The organism is Clostridium drakei (genome assembly GCF_000633595.2).
GTDB lineage: Bacteria > Bacillota > Clostridia > Clostridiales > Clostridiaceae > Clostridium_AM > Clostridium_AM drakei.
Window position 1 is genome coordinate 80,847 of record NZ_JIBU02000020.1, and the last position, 19,703, is coordinate 100,549.

At 28.5% G+C, this 19,703-nt stretch carries 15 protein-coding genes; 2 read left to right on the forward strand and 13 right to left on the reverse strand.

The window, feature by feature from the left end; translation table 11 throughout:
- Nucleotides 1–53: 53 nt before the first annotated feature.
- The 3 genes from EG57_RS0211065 to EG57_RS0211075 all read right to left on the reverse strand — a co-directional run bounded on the left by EG57_RS0211065 (nt 54) and on the right by EG57_RS0211075 (nt 3,610).
- Nucleotides 54–1,559, reverse strand: a complete 1,506-nt coding sequence (locus EG57_RS0211065; protein ID WP_032077268.1) for a flotillin family protein — start codon at nt 1,557–1,559, stop codon at nt 54–56.
- A 27-nt stretch (nt 1,560–1,586) separates the two neighbouring features.
- Nucleotides 1,587–2,135: an NfeD family protein gene (locus tag EG57_RS0211070; protein WP_032077269.1), complete on the reverse strand. Its 549-nt coding sequence runs from the start codon at nt 2,133–2,135 to the stop codon at nt 1,587–1,589.
- A 305-nt stretch (nt 2,136–2,440) separates the two neighbouring features.
- On the reverse strand, nt 2,441–3,610 hold the full coding sequence (locus EG57_RS0211075; RefSeq protein ID WP_032077270.1) for a PDDEXK nuclease domain-containing protein: 1,170 nt from the start codon (nt 3,608–3,610) through the stop codon (nt 2,441–2,443).
- 291 nt (nt 3,611–3,901) lie between these two features.
- Between EG57_RS0211075 and EG57_RS0211080 the strand changes: the two genes are divergently transcribed.
- Nucleotides 3,902–4,426 carry a sigma-70 family RNA polymerase sigma factor gene (locus EG57_RS0211080; RefSeq protein ID WP_032077293.1) on the forward strand — a complete coding sequence of 175 codons (525 nt, stop codon included), beginning with the start codon at nt 3,902–3,904 and terminating at the stop codon, nt 4,424–4,426.
- Nucleotides 4,416–5,822: a DUF4179 domain-containing protein gene (locus EG57_RS0211085; RefSeq protein ID WP_032077271.1), complete on the forward strand. Its 1,407-nt coding sequence runs from the start codon at nt 4,416–4,418 to the stop codon at nt 5,820–5,822. Before EG57_RS0211080 ends, EG57_RS0211085 begins: the two co-directional genes overlap by 11 nt.
- A gap of 869 nt (nt 5,823–6,691) precedes the next feature.
- Here EG57_RS0211085 and EG57_RS0211090 read toward each other — a convergent pair.
- The 10 genes from EG57_RS0211090 to uxaC form a co-directional block, all read right to left on the reverse strand.
- Nucleotides 6,692–7,672, reverse strand: coding sequence for a DUF4367 domain-containing protein (locus tag EG57_RS0211090; RefSeq protein ID WP_032077272.1), 981 nt, complete (start codon nt 7,670–7,672; stop codon nt 6,692–6,694).
- A 2-nt stretch (nt 7,673–7,674) separates the two neighbouring features.
- The gene (locus EG57_RS0211095) at nt 7,675–8,220 is read right to left on the reverse strand and encodes a sigma-70 family RNA polymerase sigma factor (protein ID WP_032077273.1); all 546 of its coding nucleotides are present in this window, start codon (nt 8,218–8,220) and stop codon (nt 7,675–7,677) included.
- Between the two features lie 529 nt (nt 8,221–8,749).
- Entirely contained in the window at nt 8,750–9,769 is a 1,020-nt protein-coding gene (locus EG57_RS0211100) for a sugar kinase (RefSeq protein WP_032077274.1), read from the reverse strand.
- 20 nt (nt 9,770–9,789) lie between these two features.
- A complete protein-coding gene (locus EG57_RS0211105) occupies nt 9,790–10,437 on the reverse strand; it encodes a bifunctional 2-keto-4-hydroxyglutarate aldolase/2-keto-3-deoxy-6-phosphogluconate aldolase (protein ID WP_029162257.1) in 648 nt (215 codons plus the stop codon).
- 80 nt (nt 10,438–10,517) lie between these two features.
- Entirely contained in the window at nt 10,518–12,005 is a 1,488-nt protein-coding gene (locus EG57_RS0211110; protein WP_032077275.1) for a UxaA family hydrolase, read from the reverse strand.
- A gap of 18 nt (nt 12,006–12,023) precedes the next feature.
- The gene (locus EG57_RS0211115) at nt 12,024–13,472 is read right to left on the reverse strand and encodes a tagaturonate reductase (RefSeq protein ID WP_032077276.1); all 1,449 of its coding nucleotides are present in this window, start codon (nt 13,470–13,472) and stop codon (nt 12,024–12,026) included.
- A 268-nt stretch (nt 13,473–13,740) separates the two neighbouring features.
- Nucleotides 13,741–14,751, reverse strand: a complete 1,011-nt coding sequence (locus tag EG57_RS0211120; RefSeq protein ID WP_032077277.1) for a LacI family DNA-binding transcriptional regulator — start codon at nt 14,749–14,751, stop codon at nt 13,741–13,743.
- A gap of 112 nt (nt 14,752–14,863) precedes the next feature.
- Complete coding sequence (locus EG57_RS0211125; RefSeq protein ID WP_032077278.1) at nt 14,864–16,579, reverse strand: methyl-accepting chemotaxis protein; 1,716 nt, start codon at nt 16,577–16,579, stop codon at nt 14,864–14,866.
- A 130-nt stretch (nt 16,580–16,709) separates the two neighbouring features.
- A complete protein-coding gene (locus EG57_RS0211130) occupies nt 16,710–18,083 on the reverse strand; it encodes a glycoside-pentoside-hexuronide (GPH):cation symporter (protein ID WP_032077279.1) in 1,374 nt (457 codons plus the stop codon).
- Between the two features lie 116 nt (nt 18,084–18,199).
- Nucleotides 18,200–19,600, reverse strand: coding sequence for a glucuronate isomerase (uxaC, locus tag EG57_RS0211135; RefSeq protein WP_032077280.1), 1,401 nt, complete (start codon nt 19,598–19,600; stop codon nt 18,200–18,202).
- Nucleotides 19,601–19,703 lie beyond the last annotated feature (103 nt).

The window sequence follows — 19,703 nt, forward strand, 5'->3', positions numbered from 1 at the left end:
CCAAAAAGTTGTGTCGCATTGTGCTTATTTTATTCAATGCTAAAGCTAAAGACTTAATTAGCATTTTCTTTTCCATCAGTTTCCTTAATACTTTCTTTCTTGCTTTCATTAGAATTACTTGTAGCCTTATTTAGAAAATCCATAATGTTAACACCAGTCAATGCTTCTACAGTTTCAGGAAGCTGTGACATAATATCACTTACATAGCCTGTAACCTTTGCAGCACCTGTAACTTTTCCTTCACTTGATCCATTATCAACAATGACAATCTTTTCAGTTTTAGATAGTGGATCTGATACAGCTTTTGCAATTTCAGGCAATTTTTCTACAATCATTTGAGCCATTGCAGCATCATTATATTGTTTATATGCTTCTGCCTTTTTCATCATAGCTTCTGCTTCTGCTTTACCTTTTTCTCTAATAATATCAACTTCTGCCATACCTTGAAGTCTTAATGCTTCAGATTTTGCTTTACCTTCTAATTCAATTGATCTTGCCCTTGCTTCTGCATCAGCAATTTCCTTATATTTAACTGCATCTGCTGATTGAACACTCATATATTTATCTGCTTCTGCTTGCTTTTTAACGGTAGCTTCAAGTTCTCTTTCCTTTCTTATTGCTTCTTTTTCTGCAAGTTCAATTTCTCTTTGCTTCCTTGTAATTTCTACTTGAAGTGAAGCATCTGCCAATTCTTTTTCTTTCTCTTTTTTAGTAATTTCTACCTGAACCTCTGTTTCAGTTACTTCTCTCTTAGCCTTATTAGCTTCAATTTCATAAGCCAAATCAGATATAGCCTTAGCTCTTTCTTGTTCTTTCCTATAATCTTGCACTTTTAATTCTTTGTCTTTTGTAGATTCAGCAATTTGCGTTTCTGATAAAAGTTTTGCAGCTTCACCTAATCTAACTGCTTCTGCTGTTTTTATTTTTGTTTCCTTTGCTGCTTCTGCTTCTGCGATTTGTGCATCTCTTTTTACAGCTGCTATTCTTGGTTTACCAAGTGCTTCTAAATAACCATTTTTATCTGAAATATCCTTGATAGTTAAAACCTTTAATTCTAAGCCCATTTGTGCAAGATCTATTGCTGCAACTTCTTGAACATGAGATGCAAACTTTTCTCTATCCCTGTATATTTCTTCGATAGTCATTTTTGATACAATTTCTCTAAGTTTACCTTCCATAACATTCTTTGTGGTATGTTCGATAACATCAAGAGTATGTTGAAGCCCATTTGATGTGTTAAATTGCTCTGCTGCAGATAAAATTGAATCTGTATCTGACTTTACTTTTACAACTGCAACTCCATCTGCAGCAATTCCTACTCCCTGTCCAGTTAATGCCCCTTCTATACGAACATCAATCTGCATATTTTCTAAAGAAATCTTATCTGTTCTTTCTAAAAGTGGAACTACAAATCCACCACCACCAGTGATGACCCTTTTCTTAAGACCTGTTATAACAATAGCCTTATCTTGAGGTACCCTCTTCCACATAGAAAAAATGCTTAAAATGAGAAGTAATATGACTCCTACAATAATTGCAGGAATAAAAATAGTTGACATATCGCTGCCACTCCTTTTCAATAAATTTTAATTTTCTAAAGGTTCTACATAAAATACATTACCTTTAATTGAATATATCATTACATGTTGTCCTTGCGCTACTGATTTTTTATTAACATGCTGTGCTGGAGCATTATACTTACTTCCATTAACCGTATAGGATATAGTTCCAAAGCCATTCTCAAGTATTGGTGATATTACCCTTGCTTTCATTCCTATAAGCTTATTTTGCGAAACTGCACTTGTATTTTGGGCTTTATATAGTGGTATTAATAAAAATCTATATAGCAAAAAAGAAACTACAATTCCTAAAATAGCTGCTGATATAAATATAATCACTGCATTTAATTTATACCTACTCCCTAAAATTCCAATACCACCAAATACAGTAATAAATGAAACTATAGTTATAGGTTTTAAAGGAAAAAGTGAAAATCCATTTAATCCACCATGACCATCAGCGTGTATATCAAAATGACTATCTAAATGAATTGCTCCTAGCAAATCTCCAATTACAAATGTTATTAAAGTATATATTACCCCTACCCAAAATAAGATTGTATAAGCTTTTTCCATATCATATAATCCCCCCTAACTTAATAAAATAACTTAATGTATCCCCATTCATCACCTCCAATAAAACTTTAATTTCAAGCTAAATAAATTAAAGCTTACCTAAATCGCATCGATATATGATTTAATATTATATTAAGAGATATTTAATATCACTTAATATAATATTATTATACTATTATTATACACAAAATGCAATTCCCATTTTAACTATAATTTGTCATAGCAATCTTAAAAATAATAACCTATATGCATAAACATTATAGGTCATCACTTTTACTCTTCCTTATTGTCACATAATATATTAATTAACCCTTCAATTTTTCTTTAACTCCAAGTCCTATTTTCTTTACTGTAGGCAATACTGACTTAAATTCCTTTGGAATATCCTGTGTCAAGCTGTATTCTTTATCTTCTTCAGAATTTACATCATCCTTAAAAGCATACTGCACAATTAGCCTTTCTTCATCTTTACATATTAAAATACCTATAGAAGGTTTATCCTCATTTTTCTTTAACTTATCATCTATCAAAGAAAGATAGAAACTAAGTTTACCTAAATATTCTGGTCTGAAATTACCTATTTTCAATTCAACATTCACATAACATCGTATATCTAAATTATAAAATAGTAATCCTACATAATAATCTTCTTTTTCTACTTCTATATGAAAATTACTTCCTACAAAAGAAAAACCTGCATGAATCTCTAGAAAATATTCAACAACATGCTTTTCAAACTGCTTTTGCAAATCTTTTTCTGTTGCTTCTTCTAAGAAAGTTAAAAAATCAAGCATATATTTATCTTTTATTAATTCAATTGATATATCCTGCTTTAATATCATTTCATCAATATGATCGTCTTTCTCTTCCCAAAGTTCTTTTAATTCAGATTCTGTTTTCTCAACAGTATTTACGAAAGGTTTATCTTCAATAACATCATTGATATCTACCTTACTATGTTGCTTTTCATTAAAATATGTTTCATCAATATCTTTATCACTATTGTCTTCTTCATAATTTTCTTCTTCACTATTTTCAAACTCTATTTCTTTAATAAGTGTAGTTTTTTCCCAAGAATTTTCTATAATTTTATTTATGTAATATACCCTTTTATCGTAATCATCAATTTCATCCATTAAAATTATGTTATGAGACCAACTGATTTTTGAAGCAACTTCTTTAACAAATTCCTCATCTTCATAAGCTTCAGCAAACTTTCGCATACATCTTAAATTTCTCTCTGAAAAGCCCTGCATATTTGGAAATGCTATTTTTAAATCCTTTGATAACTCGTCAATAATTAAATCTTCTAGTATTCCTTCACCTTGTTTATTCAAAATTAAATTTCCAATATTCCAATAAAGCAAAAGTAATTCTTTATTTACTGACATTACAGCCTTTTGCTGAGAATCAATTATTTTATCTTTTAATTTATTTAAAAAAATAACATAACCTTTATCATATTCCTTTAACATTTAAAGTCACCTCATAATTTCTTAATAACTTAAGTTGATTATATCTCAATATACCAAAAAAGTATATGTTTTACCAATTTCGTTTCCTTAAGTTGTATTCTTGAATCCATTTACAAATTCAATCTACTTTTTCATTGAAAGAAACAAAATTTTACATATTGATAGTCCTTGAATAAAATTAACACTATAATAGATTTAAATGTGTTAAAAAAAGATGAAACTTTTTCCTACTTTAAAACATCTAACATATGTAAAAAGAAAAGTGCTGCAGCATTTGAAAGAAGGTATACAATGAACATAGAAACACTTGTGCTTAAAAGCAAAAGCGGAGATATTTCTGCATTTATGGAGCTTTTAAAACAAAAACAAGAATTATTTTATAAAATTTCTTTTACCTATACTAAAAATCCATATGATGCAGAAGATTGCATATCTGAAGCTGCTATAATAGGTTTCGAAAAAATTAAACAGCTAAAAAATCCAAATAAATTTTACAGCTGGTTTACTTCAATACTTATAAACATATGTAGAAAGGCATTTAGAGAAAATAGAGTTATCTCATCAGAAAAAGAAATAGATAAAGTTAGAGATATGTTCTCTTATGATTCTATTGAAGATAAAATTGTAATTGAAGGCTTACTTAATACATTAAAAAATGATGAAAGAGAAATATTGGTTTTAAGATATCTTAAAGATTACTCCATACAAGATGTAGCAGAAATTATGGATATTCCTATTAATACAGTTAAAACAAAAATATATAGAGCTCTTAATTTTCTAAAATCAAAGAGTGGGAGGGCAAAAAATGAGTATTAACAATATTCCTGAAAAATTAATGGAAAATGTTGAAACTAAACTTAGAAAACATGTTGAATATAAAAAGAAGAAGCTGCACTTTTATGCATCGGCTGCTATTTTAATCCTAGCAATTATGCTTCCAATATCAGTTTTTGCATATAGCAAATACTACAACAATATCCCCTTTAAACAAGAAATAGATTTAGCTAGACAAAATAATAATGTTTCTAAAATAAATAAATCATTTAAATATAAAAATGTAGAGTTTACTATAAAGGATATAATGGCAGATGAAACAGGTATAGAAGTTATCTATAACGTATCTAATCCTAAATATTATATAGATGGATTAAGCTTTAAAGATGCAAATAATAAAAATTTCTATATTTTTGGATACTCTCTACCAGATTCAAGTGACAACTCAGACAAAAAAGAAAAAGCTTTTTTCCTTTTTATTGATAGTAAAGAGGCACTAAAATATGTACAAAAAAATCCTATAACTATAAATATAGACAAAATTTCATACAAAAATACTGAATATAATAATAAAATACTAGCTAAAATAAGCTCATTTATTAATCCCAAAAACGATAGTTTTAAAGTAAACTGGAATTTAAAAACACAAATAACTATGCAAAATGTTAAAAATATCCCTATAAATAAAGAATATAGTCTCAATATAGGTACATTAAAACTTAAAAGTTTAAAGGAAGGAATTCTTAAAACTATTCTAGAATATGATTTTACTCCATTAGAGGGAAATATACCTGAAATGCGGCCATTATTCTCAGTTAGGCTAGATAATAACTATACAGATAACATTAATGAAGAAGAAAGACCAGATTACAGATCATCAGGATATGTACATGGTGAAGAATTTAAATCTATATATTACAAAAATGTAAAAGAAATAGGCATACGATTAGTAGGTGCATCTGTTAATTATTGGTACAACAAAGAATATGAAATTTCTAAAGACAAACTTCCAATGCAATTTGATTTTAATGGAGAAAAGTTTAAAATTACATCCATGACACAAAAAGATAATTCTACGGAGTACAACGTTGAATATAATAAGACAAATAGAATTTATGAACGTATTGGAATTATTCCAGTTAGGTTTAGTAATACTGATAATTATGGCTCCGAGTCACATTACAAAAATGAAAAAGTACAATTTAAAGATCAAGCATCTAGAAATACTATTTATAACGCTTTAATAAAAAAATCTCCTAATTTAAATTCTATTTATAATAATGCAGGTTATTCTGGTATGGGAGTAAATAATGCTGTTGTAAGTGAAAATTTTACTTTTAAAGGCCGCAGTGTTCCTAATAAATTTAAAATTGAAAGTGCATCAAGAAGTTTTCTTTATGATACTGATGAAATAATAATTAAAAATAACTCCAATTAATATTAAGCACTAACCTTACTCCAATATAATTTTTTTACTATTACATTATATAAGTAACTGGACTTTCGCAGTTTAAAAACTATGCGACGCAACTTTTTAGGTGGAGTCCGCATTGAATATATGGTGTATAAAAGCCAACCGTTCATCAAGGAGCTCTAATGTCTAAAATTCTCTCAAAAGCTTTTATACACCATATATTCAAAGCTCCCTCCACCTAAAAAGTTGTGTAGTAAATGCAACACTTCTAATTATGATGAATTGCTTATAATTCATTATGATATAGTTCTTCATAAAAAAAGCGTAGCTTTCGTAATACTTTTTACTTATTTATATAGTTACACTCTATTTGCTTTTGATACCAATTTATGGCGTAGCCTATTATAAATGTTGATATGGCCTTGACATTTACACCTGTAGAAAAATAGTTCATCTATTGACTACTAATTGTATAAAGAAATAGTCTAAGAAATCAATCTCTTTCGATATATTTCTATAAAATAAGAAATAACTTGTTTTTTAATTAAATATATTAGTATAATAGTAGGCTTCACCTTAATTTTTAAGCATTATAAGTTAGATTATAAATATAATTTAGATTACTAAAATTATATATTTCAATGTAATTAGGTGCGTACACCTGAACTTACTAGTTTTAATTTTAACTTTTATGCAGTGATATATGATAAGGGTGTCATCACATTAGCTAAATTGTTTTAGTATTATTCTTAGCTTAAAATTTTTGAGAGCTTTAGAATAATTAAAACATTTAGCCGTGATGGCACCGTTACATCGCATTATGCTCATATTAAGTCAAATTTGTATGTGTGAAAGTTGAGTTAAATAAAAACTTGTTATTTTTACTGCACAAATTATTTAACAGACTCTGCAATTTTTATTAATTCATCTTTTCCAAATGCTCCATTACCCAATACTTCATAAAGTACATTATCATATTGCCAGTCAATACATCTATCATCACTTATTGCAGCATCTTTTCCATTAACTTTTACTTTTTCAAGTTTGCCATCTGTTGAACTTACAAATTTAGTATCATTATTTGAAACTCTTTGAGACATAAAAATCTCTTTGCCTGTTTTTTTATTAGTAAAAAATATAAAAATGTATTGATTACTAACTTTTCCATCCTTATTTTTTATAAACTCTGCTCTATCAAATTTATAATCTTTTGGCAAGTAAGAAGGAAGTTTAACTTTGAAACAAGTATATTGATTTAATGTGCTAGAATCTTTAACTATTAGAAATTTCTCTTTCATGCTTTTTTCAGTTTCTATTGTAACATTATTAGGATCTTTTGATGAACTAACAAAGCCAGTAATTTTTTCTCCATTAGCTGTATAAAATTTAGTACCATCAGTAAATCTCGTTATAGGTTTGCCATTTTTGTCAAAAACCTTTCCTTTCAATTTATCCGGTATAGGACGATAAACATTTTTATCCGTTTTAGGAGATTCCTTTTCTTGCATGATCTTGCTGCCATTATCACCAATAAACACTGTACTTATTACTTTTTCTAATACTCCTTTTGCAAAAGATGTTTGACTTAAAGCTCCACATATTATTAAACAGCATGCAGCTGCAGCAGCAATACGCTTAATTTTATTTGAACTTTTCACAGCATTATTTTCTTTATTCTCATTTATATTTTTCAAAGTTCTACTAAAAACAGCTTCCTTATTACTATTTTTACTAAAATCCTTATTTGCTAGGGCTTTTCCAAGATTTAAAATTTTATTGTACTCGCCATTTTGAGGTTTATCTACATTTTCTATACCATTAAAATAAGCATCCATATCTGTTGAAAATTTATCTTCTATACCTTTTTTATTCATAGCTATACCTCTCTTTCCATTTCTGCTTTAAGCTTTTTCATTACCCTATAAAGTATTACTCCCACATTACTTTCTGTAAGCTCTAAAATTTCTGCAATTTCCTTATTCTTTAAATTCCCTCCAAATTTAAACGCCACAATATTTCTCTCTTTGCTGTTTAAAACTTTTAAGGCTTTTAAAAGTTTGTCATTAGCTTCAGCTGTTAATACTATCTCTTCTGGATTATTTTCTTTTGATATTAATTCTTTAATTTTATCTATAGAAAATATTTTATGTTTCTTTAAACTTCTAAAATAGTCATTTATAACATTCCTTGCTATAGCAAACAACCACACTTCAAAGGTCGCCTTATCTTTAGAATAAGTACCTATTTTTAACATCACCTTTTCAAAAACCTGACTTGTCAGATCTTCTGCTTCCTCATTGGAATTAACTCTGTAATATATATAGTTGTATATCCTTTTGTAGTAGGTTTCAAAAATATAGGTTAAATCTAATTCTTTACTTTGATTCTTATCTGAAGAATTAGATAAAGCAAACTGCTCCATATTTTTAAACACCTCCTTTTCCTATTTTTTACTTAGCTAAGTAATCACATATGTTAATACGTATAATTCTTAATTTCATTACAACTTTTTTAAATCTTTAAATAAACATATATAAAATCAATTATAAACCTTATTGTTTATATTTTTAACTTACTCAACTTTTTCAGAGGACAATTGACAGAGGACAGTGAAGGATGATTTTTCTCCACTTTGCTGCGAAAAATCTTTAATTAAACTTTTGACGGCTCGTTTCGCTAAAGCGAAACAGTGCTGACTAATATAAGTTTAAAGCTCATTTTGTGTTAGCAAAACAAGCTTTAAAAATCAATGAATCTTACTTAGTGGGAATTGTTTATCCCACTAAGTTTTAGGTAAATTATCTAGGGGCGTAGCCATCAGATAAATTAGTTTTCTGACGTAAGGAAGAAAACTTACCTTCATTGTCCTCTAAAAATATAGGACTCAACATTAAAACAATTTTAATGTTGAGTCCTTATATGAACTACAAATCTATATTATTAAATTTCATCTATCTTTGTACACTACCAGATGCATTTCCTGCTGCAAGTTCTAATATTTCATTTTCCGTAACAATATTTGCATCTCCATCTATTGTGTGTTTTAATACTGAGGCTGCTACTCCAAACTCTAAGGCTTCTTTATGACTTTTACCTTCCACTAATCCATATATCAATCCAGCAGCAAAAGCATCTCCACCGCCTACTCTATCTTGTATAGTAAAATCGTATCTTTTTGATCTATAAAGTTCTTTTCCATCATAAATTATAGCTGAAAGAGCATTATGTGAAGCTGAAAAATTCTCTCTTAGTGTAGACACTACATATTTTATATTAAATTTTTCTATCATATTTCCAAATATGGATTTAAATCTTTCCTCATCTAATTCTCCCTTTGAAAAATCAGCTACCTTATATTCACTTTGTTTTCCTTCTACACTACTTAGCCATCCAAAGCAAACATCTACACCTTCTAATAGTACTGGCATTACCCTTTCAAATTCTTCAATGTCCCAAAGCTGCTTTCTATAATTTAAATCTATACTTACTGGAACTTTATGTGCTTTAGCTGCTTCTACAGCTTTTTTTGCAAGTCTTATACAATTTTCTCCTAAAGCTGGAGTTATTCCTGAAATATGAAACCAATCTGCATCTTTAAATATTTCATCAAAATCAAAAGCATCAACATTTACCTTTGTAATAGCTGAATTAGCTCTATCATATACAACCTTAGATGGTCTTACAGAATTCCCCTTTTCAAAGAAGTAAATACCTACTCTTTCTCCACCTCTATGAATGTATTCTGTATTAACACCATACTTTTTTAAGTTGTTTATAGCACTTTGTCCTATTGGATTATCAGGCAGTTCAGTGACAAAGCATGAATTTATTCCCCAATTTGCTAAAGATATAGCAACATTGGCTTCAGCACCGCCATAAACTATATCAAAGGATTGTGCTTGAGTAAATCTTTCATATCCTGGTGTGGATAATCTTAGCAATATTTCTCCCATAGTCACTACTTTTTTCATATCTAAGTTATCCTCCTTAACTATTTACTTCTAGCTTCTTTTACTTTTTCTACGAAAAGTCTTGCAACTCTAGTTACTTCATCATAATTACCAGTATTTGCACCAGCAGTTAATTTTCCACCTACTCCTACTGCAATACATCCATTTTTTATCCATTGATCTACATTTTCCAAGCTTACACCACCTGTTGGCATAATAGGTGCTTGTGGAAGAGGTGCTTTAAAATCTTTTACTATGCTTGGACCAAAAGCACTTCCTGGGAATACTTTAATAACAGATGCTCCAGCTTCCATTGCTCTAATTATTTCAGTAATTGTCATACATCCTGGCATATAAGGTATTTGATATCTATTACATAATTTAGCTGTTTCCAAATCAAATCCTGGACTTACTATATATTTTGCACCTGCAAGTATAGCTATTCTCGCTGTTTCGCTGTCAAGTACTGTTCCTGCTCCTACTATTAATTCATCCTCTGTAAATTTTTCTTTTAATGAAGTTATTACTTTATCTGCTCCTGGAACAGTAAATGTTACTTCTATTGCTGGTATTCCACCTTCTATACATGCTTTTGAAATTTTTTCTGCCTTTTCAGCATTTTCAGCTCTAACTACTGCAACTACACCTACTTCAGTGATTTTTCTTAGAGTTTCTAATTTTTCTATCATTATGAATTCCTCCTATTAATCTATTTTTTATTTCTAAAGTTTAGTCAAAATGTAAATTCAAATCTATAATTAAAAAATTACTATAATGTCACTCCATTTTTAAATATAGCTATTTCTCTGAATTCATTTTTTTCGTTATTTACCAATTCTCCACTAGCTACTTTAATTATATATTCAATAAATTCCTCTAATAAGCTGTCTAACGTTTTATCTTCTACCAAAGTTCCCGCATTAAAATCAATCCAATGAGGTTTTAATTTATAAAGCTCTGAATTAGTTGATAATTTCATAGTAGGAACAAAGCTTCCAAAAGGAGTTCCTCTTCCTGTTGTAAATAAAACCATTTGACATCCTGCTGCTGCTAAAGCAGATGCTGCTACTAAATCATTTCCTGGAGCACTCAAAAGGCTTAATCCTTTTGTTTTCAAAGTTTCTCCATATTTAAGCACATTCACTACTGTTTCTGTACCTGCCTTTTGTGTACATCCTAAGGACTTATCTTCAAGTGTTGTTATTCCTCCAGCTTTATTTCCTGGTGAAGGATTTTCATATACTGGTTGATTATAATTCATAAAATACTCTTTAAAATCATTAATTAAGTGAACAGTTTTATCAAATACCTCTTTGTTTTCAGTCCTATCCATTAATAATGTTTCTGCTCCAAACATTTCTGGAACTTCTGTTAAAATTGTGGTTCCACCTTGTGCTATCAACCAATCTGAAAACTTTCCTACAAGAGGATTTGCAGTTATTCCTGAAAATCCATCTGAGCCACCACATTTAAGTCCTATTTTAAGTTCAGATAAAGGTACTTCTTCTCTTTTATCATTTTTCATATTTTCATAAAGTTCTTTTAATAGTTTGACTCCTTCTTCTATTTCATCTGAAACTTCTTGAGCAACTAAGAACTTTACTCTTTTTTCATCATATTCTCCCAATGCCTTTTTAAATTCATCCATATTGTTGTTTTCACATCCAAGCCCCATAACCAATACTCCACCAGCATTAGGATGTTTAACTGCATCTATTAATATAGTTCTAGTATTTTTATGGTCATCTCCAAGTTGAGAGCATCCATAATTATGCTTTAGAACTAAAGTATTATCTATATTCAAATTACCCAACTCAGCTTTAAATTTTTCTATAACTTTATCTGCTATGCCATTTATACATCCAACTGTAGGCACTATCCACAGTTCATTTCTTATACCTACATCTCCATTGTTTCTTTTATATCCTTTAAAAGTTAAGTTTTTATTTTCAAATACATTCTTAATAAGCCTTTGATTAAAATTATAATCTTTTATACCATCTAAATTGGTTTTTGCATTATGTGTATGAACCCATTTACCCTCTGGTATATCACAAATTGCATGGCCTATAGGAAATCCATATTTGATTATATTTTCATTCAATTTAATTTTTCTTACAGCTATCTTATGACCTCTCTTAACAGCTTCTTTAATACTAATTTTTTCATTATCTATTTCTACAATTTCACCTTTTTCTAAATCTGTTAAAGCCACAACTACATTATCATTTTCATTTATTTTAATAACGTTTTTCATGACATTACCTCTCACTTTCTACATAACTTCTTTAATTGCTTCCTTAATTCCTAGCTTTTCAATTTTTGATAAGTAGTTAGTTACTCTGTCTGTTAATCCTTCAATTGCATTTAAATTCATTTTCCAATTCTTTTCATATGATAAAACTGTACTTACTATATTTTTTAATCCTTCTTCAGTTCCATCATAATTTTCCCATAAGGATTTATATAAATTTAAAATATCTTCATTATCTGCTAGTTCTATTTTTTCTTCTCCTCTTTTACCTTTATAGAATTCTATTAATGCAGCCAGTGAGAAACATAGTTTTTTAGGAAGTTTTCCTTTTCTATTTACATACTCTATTAAGGATGGTAAATCTCTTGTTTCAAATTTTGACATTGAATTTAGTGCTATACTCATTAAATAGTGTTTTACGAAAGGATTAGCAAATCTTTCAAGTACTGCACCTGCAAAGTATTTTAATTCTTCTTCTGGCAAATCCAATGTTGGTATTATTTCATCATACACAGTTTCCTTTACATATCTTCCAATAACCTCATGTCCAACTGCTTGTCCTACAGTTTCTAAACCATAAAGATATGCCACTGGTACTAAGGATGTATGTGCTCCATTTAAAATTCTAACCTTTCTTGTTCTATAAGGAGTCATGTCTTCAACAAATTTAACATTTAACCCTGCTTTATCTGCTGGAAACTCATTTTTTATCCATTCAGGTCCTTCAATTACCCATAAGTGAAATTGTTCACTAACATCTACAAGACTATCTTCATAACCTAATTCTTTTGTCACTTCTTCAATTGTATCCTTTGGATATCCTGGAACTATTCTATCTACAAGGCTGCAGCAAAATGTATTGGCCTCATTTAACCAACTTGCAAATTGTTCTTCTAGCTGCCAAAGCTCTGCATACTTCAAAATTATATTTTTAAGCTTTTCACCATTTCTATCTATAAGCTCACAAGGAATTATTATTACCCCTTTATCTTTTTCTCCTTTAAAAGCCTTAAATCTATGATATAAAAATGCAGTTAATTTTCCAGGATAACTGTTCTGTGGCTTATCTTCCATTTTATCGTTTTCATCAAATGTAATTCCTGCTTCAGTAGTATTTGAAAATATAAATCTTATTTCAGGTTGTTCTGCCACTTTTAAATATTCATCATATTGTTTATAACAGTTAATTCCTCTACTTATGCTATTTATTACAAAATGTTCTTTAACAGCTTTTCCCTCTTTTATTCCTTGCAAATATAAGTTAAACAAGCCATCTTGCTCATTTAATTTATCAACTTTTCCATTCTTAGTAGGTGGAATTACTACTACACTTCCATTAAAATCTGCTTCTATATTCATTTTGTCAACTTGCCAATCAACAAAAGCTCTTAGAAAATTACCTTCTCCAAATTGTAAAATCTTTTCTGGATATTTTTTATACTCTTTATAAATTTCTTTATTTAGTTTCATAATGGATCCTCCTAACATTTTTGTTCACGTGTGCAATTAAATTTAATTTTTACCATTCAGTTATATATAAATTTTATATTTATTTCTTTATTTTATTATACTATTTTTTGCACACGTTAACAATAGTTTATATAGAGATTTTTTTATAAATATTTTAATCTAATTTATCATTTGTTTTTCAATAAAAAATTTACATATAAAAAATTTTTTTGATGTAACTATCAATTAAAAATAATCACATCAAAATTTTACTATATTAAATATCATATTAGTTATTTTCATTTAGTTTAAGAACTGAATCTCTTGTTACAAGTTTTGTCTTAAGAAAAATTTTTTCACCTTTATTACTTTCTCCATTTATTATATCGATTATCTTCTTTCCACCCATTATACTTATGTCTTCTATGGGTCTTTTCACAGTTGTAAGCGATGGCGTAGAATATTCTGAAACTGCTATATCATCAAATCCTACTATTGAAATATCTTTCGGAACACTAAGACCATTATCAAAAGCTGCTTTTATAGCACCTATTGCCATATCGTCATTAGAACAAAATACTGCTGTAGGAACTTTATCTAAATTTATAAGCTTATTCATAGCAGAATATCCACTTTTCATATCAAAATTTCCTTTAACAATATATTCTTTACGTACTGATATGTTATAGTGAATCAAAGCTTCCATAAATCCATTCTTTCTGTTTTGAGTAGATTTAAATTCCTTTTTTCCTTCTATTATTGCTATATCTTTATGCCCATTTTTTATCAAATGCTCTACAGCTTTAAAAGTACCTTCCTTATCATCAGATATTATATTTACTAAAGATTCCTCATCTAATTCTCTATTTAAAACTACTAGTGGAATCCCTTTTTGCATTATATCATATACAAAGTAATTATCATTGTCACTTTGACTCATTAAAACTATTCCATCAAATCTCTTTTTATTAATAGCTGTAAAATCCTTATAATTATCAATTCCTCTTACAACTAAATTATAATTTTCTTCTATAGCGCTATTTACTCCTGTTACTGTTTCAAAGAAAAATCCTGAGGATGTACCTCTGCTTATGCTGGAAAAAAATAACCCTATAGTATAAGATTTATCTAACACTAAGCTTTTTGCAATATAATTAGGAACATAATTAAGTTGTTCTGCTATAGCTTTTATTTTACTTTTTGTTTCTTCATTTATTAAAGGACTATTATTAAGTGCTCTTGAAACTGTTGTATGTGACACATTTGCTAATTTTGCTATGTCTTTTATTGTTACGCTCATTAGTTCCACCTTTCTTTTCAAAACAAATATATATTTTTCTTTATGATAATATCATATATTGTATAACTAAACTACATGTAATACAATATAGCCCTTTAAACATTATATACCTTTATACAACAAATTTTTCAACTTGTTCTAAAATTTTCTTCATCATATCCTTTAGTAATATTGCTGCTTTTGCAACTTCATCAGATGACATAGTCATTTTTTCTGTTGAGGAAGAAATTTCTTGAGATGCTTGTGAATTTTCTTCTGCTACTAAAGAAGTTTTTTCAACATTTGATATAATGTGATCCTTCCTACTATTAATTTGTACTATAGATTTGTTCATTTCCTGAATTTCAGGTAATATACTTTCTATAGAAGTTATTATTTCTCTAAAAGAAACTATATTACTACTTATTACTGTAAGTTGTTCTACAAGCTCATTATTAGCATTATCAGTAGTTTTAGTAACCAAATTAGCTTCACCTTCAATGGTACTTAATAAATTACTTATATCCATTGATGAACTTCTTGACTGCTCTGCTAGCTTTCTAATTTCATCTGCTACTACCGAAAATCCTCTTCCTGCTTCTCCAGCCCTAGCTGCCTCAATAGATGCATTCAAAGCAAGCAAATTTGTCTGATCTGATATATTATTAATTAAATTGATTATTTCTGTAATTTTTTCAATACTTTTGGTTAATTCACTTATTCTTTTTCTTGCTTCATCATAAGATGTTGCAATATTATTTATAGAACTTGCAAGTTTACTTAATTCTACATCACTTTTTCTGGACCTGCTACTAATACTTTTAGCATTATTATGAATTCCATTTATAGATTCCATTATTACATCCAATTCTTCACCAAATGAATTCAAATTTGAATTTATTAATACAAGTTCATCAGCTTGACTTGAAGATCCTTTTGTTACTTCTTTAATTGAAGCTGAAACTTCTTCTATATAACGATGCATTTGTTTTGATATATTTGTAAGTGATATAGATTGATTGGTAACATTTGTAGAATCGTTTTTTATTAAAGAAATTGTATCTGAAATAGATATAACTGTTTTTTCTAATGCTTTATTCATTATGCCAAATTCATTAGTAAGCTTAGTATTAAATTTAACTGTAAAGTTTCCTTCAGATAATTTACATAAATTATCAATAAATTCTTTTATAGAATTTTTAATTATAAAAATAACAATAATTGATATTATAGTTAAAATTAAAATAGATATGCTAAAAATAATAATAAATAAAGTCATATTTTTATAATATAAAGTTTTAGACTTTTCATTTTGTTCTTTAGCTTTTTGCTTTTGGTAGTCAATTAGCTGAATATTCTTTTTAGCTAAATCATTTCCATAATTACCCATATATACATTTGTTATTTGTTTATCTGGTACTATATTATTTTTTCTTTGTTCTATAATATTTGGTATAAAAGAGTAATAATGTTCATATGCCTCCTTCATCTGTAAAACCAATTTTATTTCATCTGAATCATTTTTTGATGATATCTCATTTCTAGATATTATAGCTGTTATGTCATTATTTAAGCTAATCATTGTCTTTTCATTTTGTTCTTCAAATGGTCTGTCTATTATTTTAGTTAATGTATTTCTCAAAACCCCCATGTCACCATTAACATCACCCCAATCTTTTAGCTTAGGTATAATATTAACATACATATCATTTATATTATTATGCATTCTAGATGTATTTACATACCCTATTACCCCAATAACAATAGTTGTTATTAAAGATACTAACCACATTACTATTATCCCTTTTGTAATATTTATATTCTTAAAGCTATTAAAATTTATTTTCATAAACTAAATCCTCCTTTCAAAATATACTTTTAATACACTTACCTATAAATAAAATGCAAGTATTCATATTTTAAAAACATAAATACTTGCATTGGCAAAATGAACAAAATTATATTAAGTAAAACTTACATTAGTTATTTTCAAATTTTCCATTTTGTAAATCAGCTACTATATCTCTATATTTATCATCTGACAAATTGTATAACAAACCAATTACAACGGCAGCTATAGCTAATGCAACAGCTGGATATAATGCCATTACTGCTTTCATTCCTAGTAATGTTTTTGCAGTTTGATGTGCATTTGCCACATATCCTGTTAATTGTAAAGCTCCTAATGTAATATACGCTGCTATGGATTGAGCTATTTTTCTTGAGAAGTTAAATGCAGCATAAGTTATACCTTCTTTTCTCTTTCCTGTATGCCATTCACCATAATCAATAGCATCAGAAACAAAAGCCCACGTAACACCATTTGGAATAGCAAGTCCTGCATATCCTATAGTTACAAGTATTGTAAATACATAGAAGTTTGCTGGTAATATAAAGTTCAATCCGTTAGCAACAATACCAATTGCAAAACCTATCATAGCAGTTTTCTTTTTTCCAAACATTTTAACCATTTTAGGAATAGCGGCAATTCCTAGAATAGAACATCCAATCATTATACTGTTTATAACTGGTTGAAGTTTAACATTTCCAAGCGCATATTGACAATAATATATCATCATTTGATTGTTTGCATTCATTGCTGATATTGTAAATAAAGTCATAAGAATTAAACATAATAGCGGTTTATTTGTGAATACTGCTTTAGCATAATCACCCATAGTTGTTTTTTCTTGTACTTTTGCTTTAGATTGAATATGCTCTTTAGTATTTCTAAAACAAATATAAAATGAAATTACACCTATTAAAGCCATAATAGCAGCAGCTACTGGATATCCTATTTTAGGATCTGAAAAATGTATAAGTATAGGTACAAATGCTACACCAGTTATTAATTGTGCTGCTAAAGATCCTGTCTGTCTATATGTTGCCATTTGACTTCTTTCATCAACATCTTGAGTCATAACAGATGCTAATGAGCCGTAAGGAACATTTGTAAATGAATATATAAGTCCCCATACCATATAAGCAGCATATGCATACACTAGCTTACTAGTAACTGTAGTTCCAGGCATCAAAAATGTTACAATTGTTAATATAGCAAGAATTATACTGGAAACCATCATAACTGGTCTAAATTTACCATGTTTACCTGGTTTTCTTGAATCAACGGTTGATCCAGCTATAGGATCCATAAATGCATCAAATATCTTTGTATATACAAAAATATTTTTTGCTGCTGCTGCTGGTATGCCACATACATCTGTAAAGAACTTAGAAAGATACGCCTGTCCTAAATCGAACATAAACCCATTACCAAAGTCACCAAAACCATAAGATATCTTTTCTTTTAAGGTTAACTTTTGGCCAGTTTTTTGAACTTTTTTTTGCTCCATGTTTTTACTCCCCCTATTATATAATATCGTTTACATTTATTAAAATCGTATACATTTATTTTCAATCTTTACTGCGCCATAAACGCAGTAAAGATCAAATTATTTTTTATTAAATTTTACATTCCAAAATATTCTTTTGCATTATTATAAGATATATTCTTTACAATGCATCCCAAAAATTCCATATCATTTGGATATTCTCCATTTTCAACCCATCCACCTATTAAATTACAAAGTATTCTTCTAAAATATTCATGTCTTGTATATGATAAAAAGCTTCTAGAATCAGTCAACATTCCTACAAAACGGCTTAATAAGCCAAGGTTAGCTAAAGATTTCATCTGTTCTATCATTCCATCTTTATGATCATTAAACCACCATGCTGATCCAAATTGTATTTTTCCTGGAGCAGTTGTTCCTTGGAAATTTCCAAGCATAGTTCCAAGAACGAAGTTATCTTTTGGATTCAAAGTATATAAAATTGTTTTTGGAAGTAAATCTTCAGTTTCTAAGAAATTTAAAATCCTTGAAAGAGGATAAGCAATGCTTTCATCATTTATAGAATCAAATCCCGTATCTGGACCTAGTTTATTAAACATTTTAGTATTATTGTCTCTCATGGCTGCAATATGATACTGCATTGTCCATCCTAACTTTGCGTAGTTTTCTCCTAAGAATTTTAAAACATCTGTTTTGTATTTGCTTACTTCTTCTACAGTTAATTTTTCACCTTTTAGTGCTTTTAAGAAAATTTTTCTAATTTCTTCTTTTGATCCTTCTGCATATATCACACTATCTAGTGCATGATCTGACACTCTACATCCTACTGAATGAAAGAAATCAATTCTGCTTTTTAATGCTTCTATAAATTCATCATAACTATTTATAGTTTTACCATATGCTTGTCCAAGTTTTTCAATCCATGGTACAAAAGTCTGCTTATTTATGTTAATTCCTTTATCAGGTCTAAAAGCTGGTAAAACCTTAACATTAAAATCCTTACATTCTTTAAGTTTCAAATGATATTCTAAAGAATCTATCGGATCATCTGTTGTACATATAATCTCTACATTTGATTTTTTAATTAAGTCTCTTGCTCCAAATCCCTCTCCATTTAATAATTCATTTGTCTTATTCCAAATTTCAGGAGCAGTTTTTTCATTTAAAACTTCATATATTCCAAAAAACCTTTGAAGTTCTAAATGTGTCCAATGATAAAGAGGATTTCCTATAGCCATAGGCAACGTTTTCGCCCACGCTATAAATTTTTCATAATCAGTTCCATCTCCAGTAATGTATTTTTCATCTATACCATTACTTCTCATAGCTCTCCACTTATAATGATCGCCATAAAGCCAAACTTCAGTTATGTTTTTAAATTTTTTATTTTCAAAAATTTCTTTTGGATTTAAATGGCAATGATAATCTATAATAGGCATGTCCTTTGCATATTTATGATATAAATTCACTGCAGTATCATTATCCAATAAAAAATTCTCGTCCATAAACTTTTTCACTATAATCACCCTACTTTTCATACTATTTTTCTAATTGTTCACGTGAACAATTTAATTTAATATTATTATAATCGTTTTCTTTTAAAATTACAATAGTTTTTTG